The following is a 16,161-nucleotide window of genomic DNA, read 5'->3' on the forward strand; positions in this document are numbered from 1 at the left end:
CAGATGCACCGAGAAAGCCGCTTGAGCTCATTGACAGCCTCGCACTTTCATGCAAGAGCAAAAGATTTAGAACCGATCTATGTTGCAAATTGCGGGCCTATTATTGGCAAACCCTTCTAATCCGGCAAGCGCAGCGTGGTGTCTTATTTTTCCGAAGGGCTTGGGACGCCCTGATCCTGGACTTTGCGTTTCCCAATGCCCCGGATCAGGGCGGGCGGTTACACATTCAGTTACTTTCATCGGGCGGGGTAACAGTGGGAAATCGCTTACAGGTGAGGCCGATAATTATTGGACGTTGTTTAAGTGATCGTTCCCTGGCGAAGCGGAACGAGCAGGCAATAAAAAACCCCGCCAGGCTCATCGCCTGACGGGGCTTTGCGTCACTCATGAACGGCGGTTACGCAGCGTTCATGGTCTTGTGCGTATCAATCAAATGCTGCACCACACCTGGGTCCGCCAGCGTGGAGATATCACCCAACCCGTCATATTCGGCGGTCGCGATTTTGCGCAGAATTCGCCGCATGATCTTGCCCGAACGGGTTTTCGGCAGTCCCGGAGCCCATTGAATAACGTCTGGCGAAGCAATCGGGCCAATTTCTTTACGCACCCAGTTTTTCAGCTCCAGGCGTAGTTGCTCGCTCGGTTCCTCGCCACCGATCAGGGTGACGTACACATAAATGCCCTGCCCTTTGATGTCATGCGGCACACCGACCACCGCTGCTTCGGCGACTTTGGGGTGAGCAACCATCGCACTTTCAATCTCGGCAGTACCCATGCGGTGGCCAGAAACGTTTAGCACGTCATCGACGCGACCGGTGATCCAGTAGTAACCGTCTTCGTCACGACGAGCACCATCACCGGTGAAGTACATGCCACGGAACGTCTTGAAGTAGGTGTCGACGAAACGGTCATGGTCGCGATACAAGGTGCGCGCCTGACCCGGCCACGAATCGAGAATCACCAGGTTGCCCTCGGCAACGCCTTCGATAATGTTACCCAGGTTGTCCACCAAGGCAGGCACCACGCCGAAGAACGGGCGCGCAGCCGAACCTGGTTTCAGGGCATGAGCGCCGGGTAAAGGACTCATCAGCGTTGCGCCGGTCTCGGTTTGCCACCAGGTATCCACGATTGGGCAACGGGATTGCCCTACGTTTTTGTAGTACCAATCCCACGCTTCCGGGTTAATTGGCTCACCGACCGAACCCAACAGACGCAAGCTGCTGCCATCGGCGCCTTCAACAGCCGCCTTGCCCGACGCCATCATTGCGCGGATCGCGGTAGGTGCGGTGTAGAGGATGTTGACCTTGTGCTTGTCGACAATCTTCGCCACCCGGGTGATGTCTGGGTAGTTCGGGACGCCTTCAAACAGCAGCGTGGTCGCGCCATTGGCCAACGGACCATAAACGATATAGGTGTGGCCGGTGATCCAGCCAACGTCGGCGGTACACCAGTACACTTCGCCCGGACGGTAGTCGAACACGCGCTCATGGGTCATGGCCGCATAAAGCAGGTAACCGCCGGTGGTGTGCTGTACGCCCTTCGGCTTGCCGGTAGAGCCGGAGGTATAAAGAATGAACAGCGCTTCTTCAGCGCCCATCTCTTTCGGCGCGCAAACACTGCCCGCTACTTTCATCAGGTCTTCGTACCAGATGTCGCGATGCTGGTTCCACTTGATATCGCCGCCGGTGCGCTTGCACACGATGACTTTCTGGATGCTGCTGGTTTCTGGATTGGTCAGCGCGTCATCGACGTTGGTCTTGAGCGGGATCCGCTTACCGGCACGAATGCCTTCGTCAGCAGTGATCACCACTTTGGAGCGGCAATCGATGATCCGGCCAGCCAGAGCTTCCGGCGAGAAGCCACCAAACACCACCGAGTGAATCGCACCGATCCGGGTGCAGGCCAACATGGCGACCACAGCTTCGGGGATCATCGGCATATAGATAGTCACCACGTCGCCGCGGTGTACATCCTGCCCGCGCAGGGCGTTGGCAAACTTGCAGACTTCTTCGTGCAACTCGCGATAGGTGATGTTGCGACTCTCGGCAGGGTCATCCCCTTCCCAGATGATCGCGATTTGATCGCCACGTTCGGCCAGATGACGGTCGAGGCAGTTGTAGGAAACGTTAAGGGTGCCGTCGGCGAACCACTTGATATCAACATGGTGATCGTCAAAAGAGGTCTGCTTCACCGTGGTGAAAGGCTTGATCCAGTCGAGGCGCTTGGCTTGTTCGCGCCAGAAGCCGTCGGGGTTGACGACCGACTGCTGGTACATGGCTTTGTAGGTCGCCTCGTCAGTCAGCGTATTGGCCGCTACCTCGGGACGAACGGGATACAGAGAAGCCGCACTCATCTTTCTTACCTCGGTGGAATAGTTGTTTTTGTAGACCTATGTTGTAGCCGGGCTGGGCCTATAGAACCATTCGACGATGGTAGTAACAAGCCCCTACAAAACGTGCCTATACCTCGATAAATCGCTCAAACACGTTGATTTCAGAGGCTTGAGGGACTTTGTGAAATTGTCGTCATCCACGACTAAAGTACGCTTTCGGGAGATTGTTACAGAATTTGTCAAAGGTGTTTATCAAAAGCACGGGTATATGAATGTAAACCTCACGCCTAGAATCTGCCTCGCCAACAAGGCAAACCTGATTAACCAAGTTGCAGCCCCCACGAAGGCAGTTAATCAAACACCCAGTACCGAAGTTCCACACGCAATCCCAAAAAGATTGCGTGACCCCTCTCGACTTTAGAAAGGTAAATTTTAAATGAAAGCTTTATTAGTTCTGGCCCTCAGCAGTCTGTGCGCAACCGCCATGGCAGACGAGGCCCCGACTGATGTCGCACAGCAGCAACCCGTGGCAGTAGAGGAATACACCTACTCTACTCATCTGGACATCGCCAACATTGTGTCCATGAGCGAAGTACCCAATGTGTGTGAAGTGGTTCCGATGAAAATGGAATACGACGACTCTAAAGGTCAACGTCACATCCTTCGTTACAGCGTGATGGGTAACGGCTGTTCTAACGGCTGATTACCTGCCTCCCCCTTGACGGTTCGACCCACTTGCCCGCTTTAAAGGCAAATGAAGCGCCGAACCTAATATCGATAAATACGATTGTTTTGTGCAAATATATGCACTTTTAAATCGATTTAGTTGGCGTAGCATCTGTTCCACACCAAGGCACATCACGCCAACGAACCTGGAGCCACTCCCATGAAAACCCAATTGATTCTCGCCCTGACCCTTTCTGTACTCGCTGGCAGCGCTTTCGCCGCTGACGGTTATGACCGCACGGGTTCGGCTGCTTTCACCAATGATGCAGCTGTCGCTTCTGACGGTTACGACCGCACCGGTTCGGCCTCTTTCGCCTCCGATGGCGCTGATCACACCAACGCCGCCAAACTGGCCGCCGACGGCTTCGACCACACTGGCACTGCCAAGGTCGCTGCTGACGGTGCTGATCGCGTCGGTGCCGCTCGTTTTAGCTGATGACTGAACGCCACATTAGGGCCCGACTTCGGTCGGGCTTAGTTGTGTCTTGGAGCGCCGAAACGCAACTCAAAACACAACATGTAGTGAAAAAGCGGTTTTTTGGCTATTTTTTGAACAAAAAAACCTCGCTCCAAAAATTATGAAAAAAAAATCTATACCCGCGATATCCAGCCAAAGCCCTGTAAACCCTCGCTCCAACCGAAAACCCTCCCCCCGCCGACCGTCCTCAGCGCCACTTCGTCGCACCACAGCCCGATTTTTTTCCCTATAATGCGGCCTCAAACGGGCCTGTAATATTCCCTTACAGGGGCGAAAAGCCAGTCTGAAGTCCACGCGAAAGCCGTTAACGCTATTTGCGCCCATCAGAGGCTTCGGAAACCCATACGATTTTCTGTTTATTGCCTGCGTATAGCTGCTGCAAAAAACGATTCCTATAGATCCAACGCGGTCAGTACGACCGTGTGAAAAACCATCACACGGGCAACTGGCCCTCACGCAGGAGACGACACGTCATGCTGAGCTGGGACGAATTCGACAAAGAAGACAGCGGCGAAGCCGTGGTAAAAGGCGCCAACGCCGGCCACGCGACTGAAGCCAACATGGACCGCCTCGACACCGCTGGTGGTGTTGCTGCCCAAGAAGCGCGCGCCGTGACCGCTTCCGATTCCGCCGCGATCGCCCGCGCCAAGGCCGCCCTGGACACCCTCGACGTCGCAGAAGGTCTGGCCGAACTCGAAGGCGCCTCCGCCCGTGTCGCCGTTGATGAAAAGCGCATGATCAACTGCCGCGCCGACCTCAACCAACTCGTACCCTTCAAGTACGACTGGGCCTGGCAGAAGTACCTGGACGGTTGCGCAAACCACTGGATGCCTCAAGAAGTCAACATGACCGCCGACATCGCCCTCTGGAAAGACCCGGAAGGCCTGACCGACGACGAGCGTCGCATCGTCATGCGCAACCTCGGCTTCTTCTCCACCGCCGACTCCCTGGTTGCCAACAACCTGGTGCTGGCCGTGTACCGCCTGATCACCAACCCGGAATGCCGCCAGTACATCCTGCGCCAGGCCTTCGAAGAGGCGATCCACACCCACGCCTACCAGTACTGCATCGAATCGCTGGCCATGGATGAAGGCGAGATCTTCAACATGTACCACGAGATCCCATCGGTCGCGAAAAAGGCCACTTGGGGCCTCAAATACACCCGTTCGATCTCCGATCCGAAGTTCGAAACCGGCACCGTCGACACCGACAAAGAGCTGCTGCGCAACCTGATCGCTTACTACTGCGTACTGGAAGGCATCTTCTTCTACTGCGGCTTCACCCAAATCCTCTCCATGGGCCGCCGCAACAAAATGACCGGCGTCGCCGAGCAGTTCCAGTACATCTTGCGCGACGAATCCATGCACCTGAACTTCGGCATCGATGTGATCAACCAGATCAAAATCGAAAACCCACACTTGTGGGACGCCGAGATGAAGGAAGAGGCTTCGCAGATGATTCTGCAAGGCACTCAGCTGGAGATCGAATACGCTCGCGACACCATGCCTCGCGGCGTGCTGGGCATGAACGCGGCGATGATGGAGGACTACCTGAAGTTCATCGCTAACCGTCGTCTGTCGCAGATCGGTTTGAAAGAAGAGTATCCAGGAACGACTAACCCGTTCCCTTGGATGAGCGAGATTATGGACTTGAAGAAAGAGAAGAACTTCTTTGAGACGCGCGTAATCGAATACCAAACCGGCGGCGCACTTAGCTGGGATTGATTCCATAAGCAAGCCGTGATTTGGCGATGACGAGCTGAAATCGACAAATCGAAAAACTGAAAGCCCTGATCTTGATCGGGGCTTTTTTTGGTCTAGGAAAAACCATTAATGACAAGCACCAAGGGGTGACGCGTTGGTATTCGAAAGTTAAGGAGGTTTTCCAGTTATCGAAGTATTCAGTGGGCTCGTGCAGCGTGTCTCTGTAGAGATCGGCTGAACGATGCATAGGTCTTTGCTGTAGGAATTTTCGTAGACAGCCGTAAGGGCCACTCAGTATCGTCCGAAGGTGTTCAACCCTCGGCGATGTCATGAGCGTAAAGAAGAAAGAAAGCGATTGGAGTATTCCGGAAATTAAGGCAGCGGTAGACGCCTATCTGGAGATGCTCGCGCTGGAGAAAAAGGGCCAGAAGTTCGTTAAGACTGCGGCGAATATTTCTTTACGCGAAACGGCCTTACCCACCCGTACCAAAGGGTCTGTCGAATTTCGGATGCAGAACATCTCTACGGTTCTGATGAAGATGGATCGGGAGTTCATCAAAGGATATAAGCCGGCCAGAAACGTGGGCGCTAACGTTGAGCAATCAATCCGCGCAGTGCTAAGTGAAAAGGGCATTCAGCCTGGCGACCCTAAAGCTCCAACTGCCGATGAAGAGACGCTCGAACGTCGCGCTGCGGCGCTACAAAAGCAAAAGATAAAGGAACCCCCCAAGGGCATTAAAAAACCAACGCAGGCGGCTAGCTCGCGCACGGTATATTTCCGTGACCCCGAGGTTAGGGCATGGGTTCGAAATGAAGCCGAAGGCCATTGCAATGGCTGTGGCGAGCCCGCTCCGTTTCAAAAATTTGATTTGCCTTATCTGGAAGTTCACCACGTTAAGCCCCTCGCCGAAAAAGGTTCGGATCAAATCACCAACGCCGTAGCGCTGTGCCCAAACTGTCATCGTCGGTGCCATTACTCGAACGACAGGGAGGCGTTTACTGCTTCGCTTTATTTAAAGGTTGGACGATTAATTCCAGAGTAATTCATCCCACCTCCCACTATTAATACCCTCCCCCACTCAAGGACCCGAGCCCACCATGAAATTCGACCTCGCCTACTGCCTCAGCCTCGACGACAAGTTGTCGATCTACGACGTGCGGGATTTGAATTTCGACGAGACGATGGAATTCGATTCCGCCAAAGAACACTTTCAGTGCCCTAACGATGCCTGCCGCTTGGCGTTCGATGTGACAAATGTGTTAACGACACTTAATGCCAAGAATGTGAATTACGTGCGCACGCCGCACTTCAAGAACACGCCAAGCACTCGGCATGTAGCGGATTGTCCTTACGTCAGTCTCAAGACCCAGGCTTTGGGTGTGGACGGTGCGGAGGCGGATGACGGTCGTGAGGAGCATTTTCCGTCGGAGTTGTTGCTGACTCGGCGTGAGTATGTGCGCAAGCCGTCGACCCCGGCGGTGGCGGCGGATGGCCTGCGCGATGACGTAAAACCCGTTGCCGCAGACAACCTCGCTGCGCATCAAACTCGCGATTCAGCGCCGGAAAAGACCACTGTCTTCGCCCATCCGGTGGAGTGTTTTGTGTCGAACTTCGAGGACAAAGAATTGCTTAAGCGCATGCCGCTGAAGATTGGCGAGCACACCGCGCCTTATGGGTCGTTCTTCAAGAAGATCGAATATCTGCAGGACAACAAGGGGCTGATTTACTGGGGCAAGATCAAGGAGATCAAGGATTACACCCAGAGCTTGCGCATCGATTTCGAGCAGAAAGTCTGGTTCAAGGCACCGGACGAGGCGAAGAAGAAGCCTTACTCGGTAAATGTTTATTTGAGCAAGAAGCTGATCGACAACTACCGCAAGCGCAAAGCGTTTCTGGAAGAGATCAAACACGCCATTGAGAGTGGGAAAGAGTTGTTCTGTTTCTTCTATGGCGTGACGCCGGAGTTAAAGCAGGTGCCTAGCAAGAAAAACCCCGAACAAACGTTCGGAGTGTTCAGCGTCAGTATTGAAAACCTGGATCACTTTATTGTTCGAGAAGCGCCGGGGTTGGAGTAGGGATTAACCCTTGGGTAGTTCCAGTTTCACTGCGCCGGGGTGCTGTTTGATCAGCGAATACGGCAGCACCGACCAATCAGGCGAGTCGCATCCCCGTTGGTACCGGGCGAAGTAGGCGCCCAAGTATAAGCCCGTCGCAGTGAAGTGCCAGTTGGAGTAACTCCAGACACTTTCGTCCGTGTAGTCACAACTGTCTTCATCACCTGCAGCCGGTTTTTTCATTTCTTCCGGGTAAAGCGTGGTGAATTGCTTAATCAGCCAAGGCACCATGACGTCGTGCTGATGGCTGGCGCGGGTGTCGCTGTCGGGTGTCGTCGAAGGTGTGTCCGCCTCGTCAATCCATAGCACGTCGGCCAGCACTAAGACTCGCCCCGTGTGAACGTCGAAGTTGAGCGGTGAGTCGCCAAAGTCCGGGTGCGCACCGCCGCAATCGTAGCGGGTTGAAATGTTCAGGCTGACCACATCAGGCGACAGGAACGTCGGGGCGGCGCCTTGTTCGAATTCGGCATTCTTCCCTCCCCGCAGTTGGCAGCTGTAATAGTTGATGGACTCGCTCCAGAGTCGCCCCAGCAACTGTTGATTGACGCGCTCCAGGTCGGCTTTCGGGTAGCCGGATTCCACGCTGAACAGGGAGACCTTGGACACTGGCTCGCTCCACCATTGCAGACCGTAGCCCATGAACATTTCTTTTTTGCCTGGCTTGAGCGTCAACCCTTGCACACGCAAATACTCGTAAGGATCGCTTTTAGTCAGCGCGGCGATGAAGGGCAAAGCAGTCGCTGCTGGCGCTTTGGGCTCAGCTTCAGTCAACTGCACCTCAAGGGTTCGACCCTTGGGACTTGCCCATTTACCCTGCCAACCATTGGCGGTTTGTTTCAGCTTCAGGGTTGGCAGGGGCTTGTCATCGCCGTAGCGGTTGTCGCCCTCGTTGAGCGTCAGGGTCTTGTCCGCAAGCGTCCCGCTCAACGCCAAGTCGCGATGAAACTTCTCATAGAAGTAACGGCCAGTGACTTCGTTCGCATCGCGGGTGTTCAGTTCCACCACAATTGGCATCTTGCCCAAGGTGCCAGTGAACACCTGCCCACCCTCTTCAGCGTGAGCGGTCGAAACCAGCGTGAATAAAAAAGCAGCGCAAGGTGCGAGGCGCAACAGTCCTTTGAGCATTGATCAGTCCTTGAAAAGTGGCAAACGCCGCCAAGCAGTTGAATCCGGCGCGAGTGAAAACGAAGGGCGGATTATCGCGGGATTACGTGGAGGAATCGAGCCTCATCACGCCAGTGAGTTCAGCGTCATGCTGAACATCACCAGCATCAGTAAGCCAATGTAAACCCGCGCATGCACACTATCCGGTATCCGCCCCCTCCACGGAGTTGCCAGCCAAATGCCCACCAGCGCCCCGAGCGTCAACAGGGCAAATGCCAGGAGATCCACATACCCGATAAACCAAGGTCCCAGACCAAGCCCGGTAACGCCGGCCATCGTCATGTAAGTCAGCGTTCCGGCGACGGCCACCGGCAAACTCAATGGATTGGCCATGGACGTTGCCTGGGACATGCTCAATCCACAGCGGCGCAGTAACGGTACGGTCATGACACTGCCCCCTACGCCGAGAAACGTTGCGATCGCACCGATTCCTACACCGGCCGCCTCAACTCTCCTCAATCGCCGTGGTACTCCATCATTGGGTTGCGTAAGAAAACCGCGCCTGAATACGCAATCGAGAATCGTAATGCCGAGGTAGACAATGAAGGCATAGCGAATCATCTCTCCGCTGGCCCACACCGCAGCGGCAGCCCCGACAATCGCGCCCACCCCGATAAACCCACCCAACGGCCATAAATAGTGGCGGATGAGATGACCGGCGCGCTGATGTTTGAGCGTGGCGATCAAAGCATTGACGATCATCACGCAGGTCGAAGTGGCCACGGCAATGTGCATTGCCGATTGCCCGATGGGATCGTCTGCGCCATGACTGGCCATGAGCATGCGGTACAGCAGCGGCACTACAACGAAGCCGCCGCCAAAGCCGAACAACACCGCTGTGAGCCCAGAGATACAACCGAAAAATGTCAGCAAGAGATAGAACATCGCAATCGCCCAGGGATTAAGAGGAGTCGACGATAGAGCGGCGCGCACTGGCCCGCCTCAGCAAGCCGGACAATAATGCGTGCGTTTACGCCAATTGCTGGAGGCCGCTCGATGCGCAATGTTTCGATTGATTTACTGGATGACACGCCAAGGCCAGTGGTGGCGATCGGTACGGACTATTCCCACGGCCACTTATTGCCCCGTCATACGCACCGTCGAGCCCAACTCCTATACGGCGCCACCGGGGTGATGCAAGTCAGCACCCAAAACGGCAGCTGGGTGGTGCCGCCGCAACGGGCGGTGTGGATCCCGGCGGGAACCGAGCATGAAGTATTGATGCAGGGGGTAAGCACACGCAGTTTGTATATCGAACCGAGGAGGGTCGATTTAGGGAATCGCTGCCAGGTGATCAGTGTTTCACCGCTGATGCGGCACTTGCTGATGGCGGCGGTTGAAATACCGCTTACTTACGACGAGACCGGGCGTGACGGAGCGTTGATTGACTTGTTACTGCACGAAGTAGCGCTGAGTACACACCTGCCGCTGCACATTCCGTTACCCGTCGAGGCGCGACTGCTGAAATTGTGTCGGGCGTTTCTCCAGCAGCCGAATGCTCATCAGACACCGCAACACTGGGCCGATCAGTTGCATATCAGTTTGCGCACCTTCAATCGGCTGTTCCGCCAACAGACCGGTCTGAGTTTCAGCCAATGGCGGCAACGAGCCTGCGTGGTACTGGCGCTGGCGCGGCTGGCGGTGGGAACGCCGGTGACACGAATTGCCCTGGACCTCGGCTATAAAAGCCCTGCGGCGTTCTCGACAATGTTCCGGCGCCTATTGGGCCAGCCACCGTCCGTCTGGTTGGAAGGGGTGAAATAGCAAAAATCAAAAAATGCGTTTGATCCGAGCACAAAACAACTGTACAAAAACACAGTACATTTTAAACCAACACTCTCGAGCCCGGAGAACACCATGGCCTCTCTTGCGATGAAAATCACCCTGGAACGTATCGCCCTCTTCCAATTCACCCCGGCCCACTGCGCCCAGGCCCGAGCGATGCTGGGCTGGAGTGTAGAAGAACTCTGCGAGGAGTCCGGAGTTTCCGTGGACGCCATTCAACGTTTCGAGGCAGAGCGTGAGGTGCTGGATGTGACCCGATTAGCACTGGCTTATCGGTTTGAATCGCAGGGACTGGTGTTCTTCCCGGGGTTTGCGCCGGGCAGAGGAATGAATGTGAAGGGGTCAACGCCGAATCCAGTGGCGCGGGCGGATTATGCAATGGTGGAGTGAGGTGTCAGCGCGGGTCGCCTTGATGCCTAGCGACCCAGTGCCTGAACGCCAGACGTTCTATGCCGCCACCTGTTCGGCCTCCCCTTCCATTTCCAACCACCATGGACTTCCTCGCTGCGGATGCATCAAATTGAATGCCTCCCCCATTTGCGGTGTGGTGATGGAAACACTGCGCTCCCAGGCCAACGCCAGGATGCGGTCGAAGGGCTCGTACCAAACGTGCATCGACAAGTCGAACGTACCGTTGTGAATTGGCAGAAGCCAGTGACCTTTGAGATCGATGTGCGCTTGTAACGTCTGCTCAGGTTGCATGTGAATGTGCGGCCATTCAACGTTGTAGGCACCGGTTTCCATCAGCGTCAGATTAAATGGGCCGTACTGTTCGCCGATGCGTTTGAAGCCGTCGAAATAGCCGCTGTCGCCGCTGAAAAAGATCCGCGTGTCGCCATCGATCATCACCCATGAAGCCCACAGCGTGCTGTTGCCGTCGAACAGGCCACGACCGGAAAAATGTTGCGACGGCGTGGCGATGAACTGGATGCCATCAACCTCAGTGCCTTGCCACCAATCCAATTGACGCACCTTACTGGCGTCGATGCCCCACTTGATCAAAGTGTCACCTACACCCAGCGGCGTGAGGAAGTACTTGGCCTTGTCTGCCAGTTTGAGTACAGCCTGGTAATCGAGGTGGTCATAGTGGTCGTGGGACAAAATCACGGCCTCAATGGGCGGTAACTCTTCCAGGCTGATCGGCGGTTGGTGGAAGCGCTTGGGGCCGGCCCACTGCACAGGAGAGGCACGCTCGGCGAAGACGGGGTCGGTGATCCAGAACTTGTCGTGCAGCTTGAGCAGCACGGTGGAGTGACCGAGGCGGTAGACGCTGTGATTAGGCGCCGCCAGCAAGGCCGCGCGAGTCAAGGTCTGCAAAGGCACCGCAGCAGTCGGCCGGGTATTGCGTGGCTTGTGAAAAATCATGTTCCAAATAATACGCAAGGTTTTACGAAAGCCTTCACGCGTCACAGGAACATGATTTTGGTATTGCCCTCCGGCCTGTCGGGAAGCTTCAGGCGTGGAGGCGTTTTGCGCAGGGGAAGTTGAGGTGGCCATGACTGAATGACTCCAGAAAAACCGCGTAATTCACAGTTTTCCGCTTTGGGACGATAAATGGCCAAGGCACGCAAGCGCCAGCCGAACAGAGTATTTCTTAACCGACTGCTTTTGCCATGGCAGTACACTGCACAGTGTAGTTTCTAGGTTGCATCAAACGCGTTCACAAGTAAACTGCCGAGTGTAATGCTCTACCTCCCTCTGCCGAAGCGTACTTATGACAGCTCCAAAGCGCCTCACCGACCGAAAACGCGAAGCGATTATTCAGGCTGCGATTGCCGAGTTCCGTACCAACGGTTTCGACATTACCAGCATGGATAAAATCGCCGCCACCGCCGGCGTGTCGAAGCGCACGGTGTACAACCACTTCCCGAGCAAGGAAGAGCTGTTCGCCGAGATCCTCAACCAGCTGTGGGAGCGGGTGACAGCAGAACAGGAAACCCCCTACAACCCTGACCTGCCGTTACGCGATCAATTGCGTCGAATGTTGATGGCTAAATTGCAGATGCTGGGCGATGACAACTTTCTCGACCTGGCGCGCGTGGCAATTGCTGCCACCATCCATTCGCCCGTGCGCGGTCAGAACATGGTCGCCCGTTTGGGGGAGCGCGAAGAGGGCCTGACCGTCTGGATTCGCGCAGCCCTGGCCGATGGCCGCTTGAAGACACTCGACCCAAATTTCGCTGCGCAACAACTCCAGGGTCTGCTCAAGTCCTTCGCCTTCTGGCCACAGATCTCCATGGGCCAGACAGTTCTGTCGCCCGAGATGCAGAACACCGTCGTAGAGTCGGCGCTGGATATGTTTCTGGCCTGCTATCAGCGCTGAATGATGTACACGCCGCGCCACGCTTTCGTTAAATGGCTTCAAAGGACACTGATCATTGCGCTTGGAATAAATGACAATGTCCGACAATTTACCGGTGAGCGGTAATCTGAAAAAACACTGCAAAGTGTTTCAGAATGAATCTGGCGCAGAGAATTATGGAAAAACAACACGGCAAGGGGCTGTCATTTGCCAAACGCATCTACTTGCCCAGAATTATCGGTCTGAGCATTGGCAGTCTCAGCGTCGCCGGTGCGCTTTATCCGTTGAACATGCCTACTTGGGTTTGGGTGTTATTGCTGTTCAATGGTTTTTTCTGGCCGCACCTGGCCTACCAATTATCAATCCACTCAAGCTTTCCCTATCAAGCTGAGCGCCGAAACCTGCTTTACGATTCGTTGTGCGGTGGCTTCTGGGCTGCAACTTTTCAGTTCAACCCCCTCCCTGCCGTGACCATCTTGTCGATGATGACCATGAACAACGTCGCAGCGGGCGGCCGCAGGCTGTTCTTGCCCGGCGTCATGGCCCAAGCAGCAGGTGTATTGATCTCATGGGCGTTGTTCGGTGCGGCATTCACGCTCTCGACTACACAATTGCAGATAGCGGCCTGCCTGCCGATGCTCACCCTCTATCCATTGGCGTTAGGCATGGTCTGCTATCAGTTGGCGATCAAACTGTCTGAGCATAAACGCACCCTGAAAGCCTTGAGTCGTACAGACAGCCTGACCGGCCTGCTAAACCACGGTGCCTGGAAAGACCTGCTCCACTTCAAGTTTCAACAGTGCCGACAGAAGCAAGAGCCCGCGGCGATTGCGCTGATCGACATCGATCACTTCAAAGCCATCAACGACACTTACGGGCACATCGTCGGCGATTCGGTGTTGCGTCAGCTAAGCACGGAGCTACAGCGCACTCTGCGAGAAAGTGACTTGGCGGGGCGTTATGGTGGTGACGAGTTTTGCGTGATCTTGCCCAACATGGCGTTGCATCAGGCCTGCGATGTCATGGAGCGGCTGCAGACAGTGATCTGCGATTTCCGCCATCAGGACGTCTCTCAGTTACGAGTCAGCCTGAGTATCGGCCTTGCCGCTTTTCAACCATCGTTCGCCGACGCGATTGACTGGCTCGATGACGCGGACAAAGCGCTATACGCCGCAAAAAATACCGTGCGCAACAAGATCAGCCTCTCGGAGACCGGGCCCACCATCGATACGGCTAACCAAACCGCCACGCAAAAACTTATACACGACATCAAAAAAAAGCCAACTTGTACAAGTTTACGAAGTTTTGTATAAGTATTTTACTGTCAGTCATGGAACGCTGGCATTGAGCAGACAGCGCCGAAGACAACCTTGATTTTCGGCCTGCAAGCGCAGGAATAGGGACTGACTCCTTGTTTCGCCCACTTCTCGAGCACTGCCACCATGCTGTTCAACCGCCATAAATCCACTGTTGAAGCGCTACAGCAAACTATCGCTCAGCAAAATAGCCTGCTTGAAGCGATCAATCACTCGATGGCCGTGATCGAGTTCAATCTGGACGGTGTCGTGCTGCACGCCAACGACAACTTCCTCAAGACCATGGGCTATTCGGCCGAACAGGTGATCGGCAAGCCCCATCGCCAGTTCTGCACCCTGGAATTTGCCCGCAGCAGCCAGTACACCCAGTTGTGGTCGCGCCTGAAAAACGGCCAGTTCGAATCGGGCACCTTTGAGCGAGTTGACGGCAAGGGCCAACCGATCTGGCTGGAGGCCAGCTATAACCCGATCAAGGATGCCTCGGGCCGGGTGATTAAAGTGGTCAAGTATGCGATGGATGTCACCGCTAAGGTGCAGCATGAAAGCGAGTCGGCGGCCAAGTTGCAGGCAATCGACCGCGCCATGTCAGTCATCGAGTTCAACCTGGACGGCAGCATCATTACTGCCAATCAGAATTTTCTGTCACGTATGGGTTACACGCTGGCCGAAATAAAAGGCAAACATCATCGAATTTTTTGCACCCAAGAACTGATCAACAGCAGTGCGTATCAGGACTTCTGGCGGCGCCTGAATCAAGGCGAACTGTTCAACGGCCAATTCCAGCGCGTCGATAAACAAGGGCACGCCGTGTGGCTGGAAGCCAACTACAACCCGGTGTACGACGCGGGCGGTCGTTTGTGCAAAGTGGTGAAGTTCGCCTCGGACGTCACCGCACGGGTCGAGCAACATGCCCAAGATGCCCGCAGTGCCAACGAGGCTTATCACATCTCGGTGGAGACCCGAAAAGTCGCCGAGCAAGGCACTCATGTGATTCAGCAAGCGGCCAGTGAAATGCGCGAAATCGCCGCCAACATCGCCGAGTCTTCGACACTGATTGCGCAACTCGGCGAGCGCTCCGAGCAGATCACCGCCATCGTCAACACCATCCGCGCGATTGCCGACCAGACCAACCTGCTGGCACTCAATGCCGCCATCGAGGCCGCCCGCGCCGGTGAGCAAGGGCGCGGATTTGCGGTGGTGGCTGATGAGGTACGGCAACTGGCAGCTCGCACCAGCGGGTCCACGGCAGAAATTTCAAGCATGATCGGGTTAATCCTCAGCGAAACGCGGCGGGCGATCAAAAGTATGGACGGCACCCGTGACCGGGCGGCGGAAGGCGTCGAACTAGCCAATCAAGCTGGGGCAGTGATCTTGCAGATTCGTGATGGTGCGAGTAACGCAGTGCAGGCGGTGAGCATGTTTGCCAACGAACGGGAGCCTGGCTAAACCGGTTTGCCGGGGTCACTTTCCTCGCCAGCCCCACTACACCGACCACCCACTTCGCGAGCGGCCACGCTCGCGAAGGCGATCCAGGCAACCCAGCCTGCTACTCAACATCAGAGCTCAGTGAAAACCTCATCACAATGATGCTGCGCGCAACGGACTATAGTGACCGCTAGTCCAAAAGCCTTGCAGAGAGCCTCATGAATTCAGACAAGCCCAACACCGAAACCAAAGCCCCCGTCGATCACCTGCGCTTCCACCGCCCTCACGCTCACCTGGCGACAACCTTCGGCAACGACGCCTTCGCCCTGCGCGCCGAATCCTTTGCACGGTTCTTCGGGACGCCGACCTTTCTCGGCGCACAAACCCTGATCGTGTTGATCTGGATCTGCCTCAACCTTTTCGGCATTACAACCTTCGACGTTTACCCATTCATCCTGCTCAACCTGGCGTTCAGCCTCCAGGCGGCGTATGCCGCTCCGCTGATTCTGCTGGCCCAGACCCGTCAGGCTGCACGGGACAAAGCCCAGTCTGATGCGGATGCACAACACCGCGAAGCGCTCGCCGTGGCCAATACAGAACGTCAGGCCCTGGCAGCACAAAACTCCGAGCAACTGCTGGCGCTGCTTGAGCAAAATACCAAGCTCACCGAAATGACCAAGGCCCTGACCGAGCGCATCGAAGGCCTGACCCTGGAAATGCATGAGCATTTCGTTACCAAGGATCAGCCAAACGCTTGATCATCGAACAGCCACGTGGTTGACGGCATCCGCCACCGTCGGTTGCGAAGGCTGTTT

The 16,161-nt window shown here is 55.5% G+C and carries 14 protein-coding genes and 2 pseudogenes; 12 read left to right on the top strand and 4 right to left on the bottom strand.

Annotation, left to right across the window (positions count from 1 at the left end; genetic code table 11):
- Positions 1 to 397: 397 nt before the first annotated feature.
- Positions 398 to 2,353, bottom strand: coding sequence for an acetate--CoA ligase (acs, locus tag RHM68_RS18535; protein ID WP_322217572.1), 1,956 nt, complete (start codon positions 2,351 to 2,353; stop codon positions 398 to 400).
- 415 nt (positions 2,354 to 2,768) lie between these two features.
- On the opposite strand from acs, the gene RHM68_RS18540 reads away from it, so the two are divergent.
- The 5 genes from RHM68_RS18540 to RHM68_RS18560 all read left to right on the top strand — a co-directional run bounded on the left by RHM68_RS18540 (position 2,769) and on the right by RHM68_RS18560 (position 7,315).
- Complete coding sequence (locus RHM68_RS18540) at positions 2,769 to 3,035, top strand: DUF2790 domain-containing protein (RefSeq protein WP_322217574.1); 267 nt, start codon at positions 2,769 to 2,771, stop codon at positions 3,033 to 3,035.
- Positions 3,036 to 3,218: 183 nt separating this feature from the next.
- Entirely contained in the window at positions 3,219 to 3,494 is a 276-nt protein-coding gene (locus RHM68_RS18545) for a hypothetical protein (RefSeq protein WP_322217576.1), read from the top strand.
- Between the two features lie 515 nt (positions 3,495 to 4,009).
- Positions 4,010 to 5,260, top strand: a complete 1,251-nt coding sequence (locus RHM68_RS18550) for a ribonucleotide-diphosphate reductase subunit beta (protein ID WP_322217578.1) — start codon at positions 4,010 to 4,012, stop codon at positions 5,258 to 5,260.
- A gap of 308 nt (positions 5,261 to 5,568) precedes the next feature.
- Entirely contained in the window at positions 5,569 to 6,282 is a 714-nt protein-coding gene (locus RHM68_RS18555; RefSeq protein ID WP_322217579.1) for an HNH endonuclease signature motif containing protein, read from the top strand.
- Between the two features lie 55 nt (positions 6,283 to 6,337).
- Positions 6,338 to 7,315, top strand: a complete 978-nt coding sequence (locus tag RHM68_RS18560) for a hypothetical protein (protein WP_322217580.1) — start codon at positions 6,338 to 6,340, stop codon at positions 7,313 to 7,315.
- A gap of 3 nt (positions 7,316 to 7,318) precedes the next feature.
- Here the strand turns inward: RHM68_RS18560 and RHM68_RS18565 are convergent, their stop codons facing one another.
- Together RHM68_RS18565 and RHM68_RS18570 are read right to left on the bottom strand one after the other, a co-directional pair.
- Complete coding sequence (locus tag RHM68_RS18565; protein ID WP_322217582.1) at positions 7,319 to 8,479, bottom strand: hypothetical protein; 1,161 nt, start codon at positions 8,477 to 8,479, stop codon at positions 7,319 to 7,321.
- A 105-nt stretch (positions 8,480 to 8,584) separates the two neighbouring features.
- Positions 8,585 to 9,403 (bottom strand): sulfite exporter TauE/SafE family protein, encoded by an 819-nt coding sequence (locus tag RHM68_RS18570; RefSeq protein ID WP_322217584.1) that lies wholly within the window; start codon positions 9,401 to 9,403, stop codon positions 8,585 to 8,587.
- A 111-nt stretch (positions 9,404 to 9,514) separates the two neighbouring features.
- On the opposite strand from RHM68_RS18570, the gene RHM68_RS18575 reads away from it, so the two are divergent.
- Positions 9,515 to 10,282 (top strand): helix-turn-helix transcriptional regulator, encoded by a 768-nt coding sequence (locus RHM68_RS18575; RefSeq protein ID WP_322217586.1) that lies wholly within the window; start codon positions 9,515 to 9,517, stop codon positions 10,280 to 10,282.
- Positions 10,283 to 10,375: 93 nt separating this feature from the next.
- Positions 10,376 to 10,693 carry a helix-turn-helix transcriptional regulator gene (locus tag RHM68_RS18580; protein WP_322217587.1) on the top strand — a complete coding sequence of 106 codons (318 nt, stop codon included), beginning with the start codon at positions 10,376 to 10,378 and terminating at the stop codon, positions 10,691 to 10,693.
- A gap of 57 nt (positions 10,694 to 10,750) precedes the next feature.
- Here RHM68_RS18580 and RHM68_RS18585 read toward each other — a convergent pair whose 3' ends face one another.
- A complete protein-coding gene (locus tag RHM68_RS18585; protein WP_322217589.1) occupies positions 10,751 to 11,800 on the bottom strand; it encodes an MBL fold metallo-hydrolase in 1,050 nt (349 codons plus the stop codon).
- Between the two features lie 217 nt (positions 11,801 to 12,017).
- On the opposite strand from RHM68_RS18585, the gene RHM68_RS18590 reads away from it, so the two are divergent.
- From RHM68_RS18590 to RHM68_RS18605, 5 genes and pseudogenes are all read left to right on the top strand, one after another.
- On the top strand, positions 12,018 to 12,626 hold the full coding sequence (locus RHM68_RS18590; protein WP_322217591.1) for a TetR/AcrR family transcriptional regulator: 609 nt from the start codon (positions 12,018 to 12,020) through the stop codon (positions 12,624 to 12,626).
- 155 nt (positions 12,627 to 12,781) lie between these two features.
- Positions 12,782 to 13,918, top strand: a complete 1,137-nt coding sequence (locus RHM68_RS18595) for a diguanylate cyclase (RefSeq protein WP_322217592.1) — start codon at positions 12,782 to 12,784, stop codon at positions 13,916 to 13,918.
- Positions 13,919 to 14,047: 129 nt separating this feature from the next.
- A pseudogene (locus tag RHM68_RS26785) lies at positions 14,048 to 14,815 on the top strand (PAS domain-containing protein); the annotation flags it as partial.
- 114 nt (positions 14,816 to 14,929) lie between these two features.
- Positions 14,930 to 15,367: pseudogene (locus RHM68_RS26790) on the top strand (methyl-accepting chemotaxis protein); the annotation flags it as partial.
- Between the two features lie 197 nt (positions 15,368 to 15,564).
- Complete coding sequence (locus RHM68_RS18605) at positions 15,565 to 16,104, top strand: DUF1003 domain-containing protein (protein WP_322217595.1); 540 nt, start codon at positions 15,565 to 15,567, stop codon at positions 16,102 to 16,104.
- Positions 16,105 to 16,161 lie beyond the last annotated feature (57 nt).

The organism is Pseudomonas sp. DC1.2 (genome assembly GCF_034351645.1).
Taxonomy (GTDB): Bacteria; Pseudomonadota; Gammaproteobacteria; order Pseudomonadales; family Pseudomonadaceae; genus Aquipseudomonas.

Coding starts and splice junctions, on each gene's coding strand:
- RHM68_RS18590 (WP_322217591.1), top strand. CDS start 12,018: ATGACAGCTCCAAAGCGCCTCACCGACCGAAAACGCGAAGCGATTATT.
- acs (WP_322217572.1), bottom strand. CDS start 2,353: ATGAGTGCGGCTTCTCTGTATCCCGTTCGTCCCGAGGTAGCGGCCAAT.
- RHM68_RS18575 (WP_322217586.1), top strand. CDS start 9,515: ATGCGCAATGTTTCGATTGATTTACTGGATGACACGCCAAGGCCAGTG.
- RHM68_RS18545 (WP_322217576.1), top strand. CDS start 3,219: ATGAAAACCCAATTGATTCTCGCCCTGACCCTTTCTGTACTCGCTGGC.
- RHM68_RS18605 (WP_322217595.1), top strand. CDS start 15,565: ATGAATTCAGACAAGCCCAACACCGAAACCAAAGCCCCCGTCGATCAC.
- RHM68_RS18540 (WP_322217574.1), top strand. CDS start 2,769: ATGAAAGCTTTATTAGTTCTGGCCCTCAGCAGTCTGTGCGCAACCGCC.
- RHM68_RS18565 (WP_322217582.1), bottom strand. CDS start 8,479: ATGCTCAAAGGACTGTTGCGCCTCGCACCTTGCGCTGCTTTTTTATTC.
- RHM68_RS18580 (WP_322217587.1), top strand. CDS start 10,376: ATGGCCTCTCTTGCGATGAAAATCACCCTGGAACGTATCGCCCTCTTC.
- RHM68_RS18570 (WP_322217584.1), bottom strand. CDS start 9,403: ATGTTCTATCTCTTGCTGACATTTTTCGGTTGTATCTCTGGGCTCACA.
- RHM68_RS18595 (WP_322217592.1), top strand. CDS start 12,782: ATGGAAAAACAACACGGCAAGGGGCTGTCATTTGCCAAACGCATCTAC.
- RHM68_RS18555 (WP_322217579.1), top strand. CDS start 5,569: ATGAGCGTAAAGAAGAAAGAAAGCGATTGGAGTATTCCGGAAATTAAG.
- RHM68_RS18585 (WP_322217589.1), bottom strand. CDS start 11,800: ATGGCCACCTCAACTTCCCCTGCGCAAAACGCCTCCACGCCTGAAGCT.
- RHM68_RS18550 (WP_322217578.1), top strand. CDS start 4,010: ATGCTGAGCTGGGACGAATTCGACAAAGAAGACAGCGGCGAAGCCGTG.
- RHM68_RS18560 (WP_322217580.1), top strand. CDS start 6,338: ATGAAATTCGACCTCGCCTACTGCCTCAGCCTCGACGACAAGTTGTCG.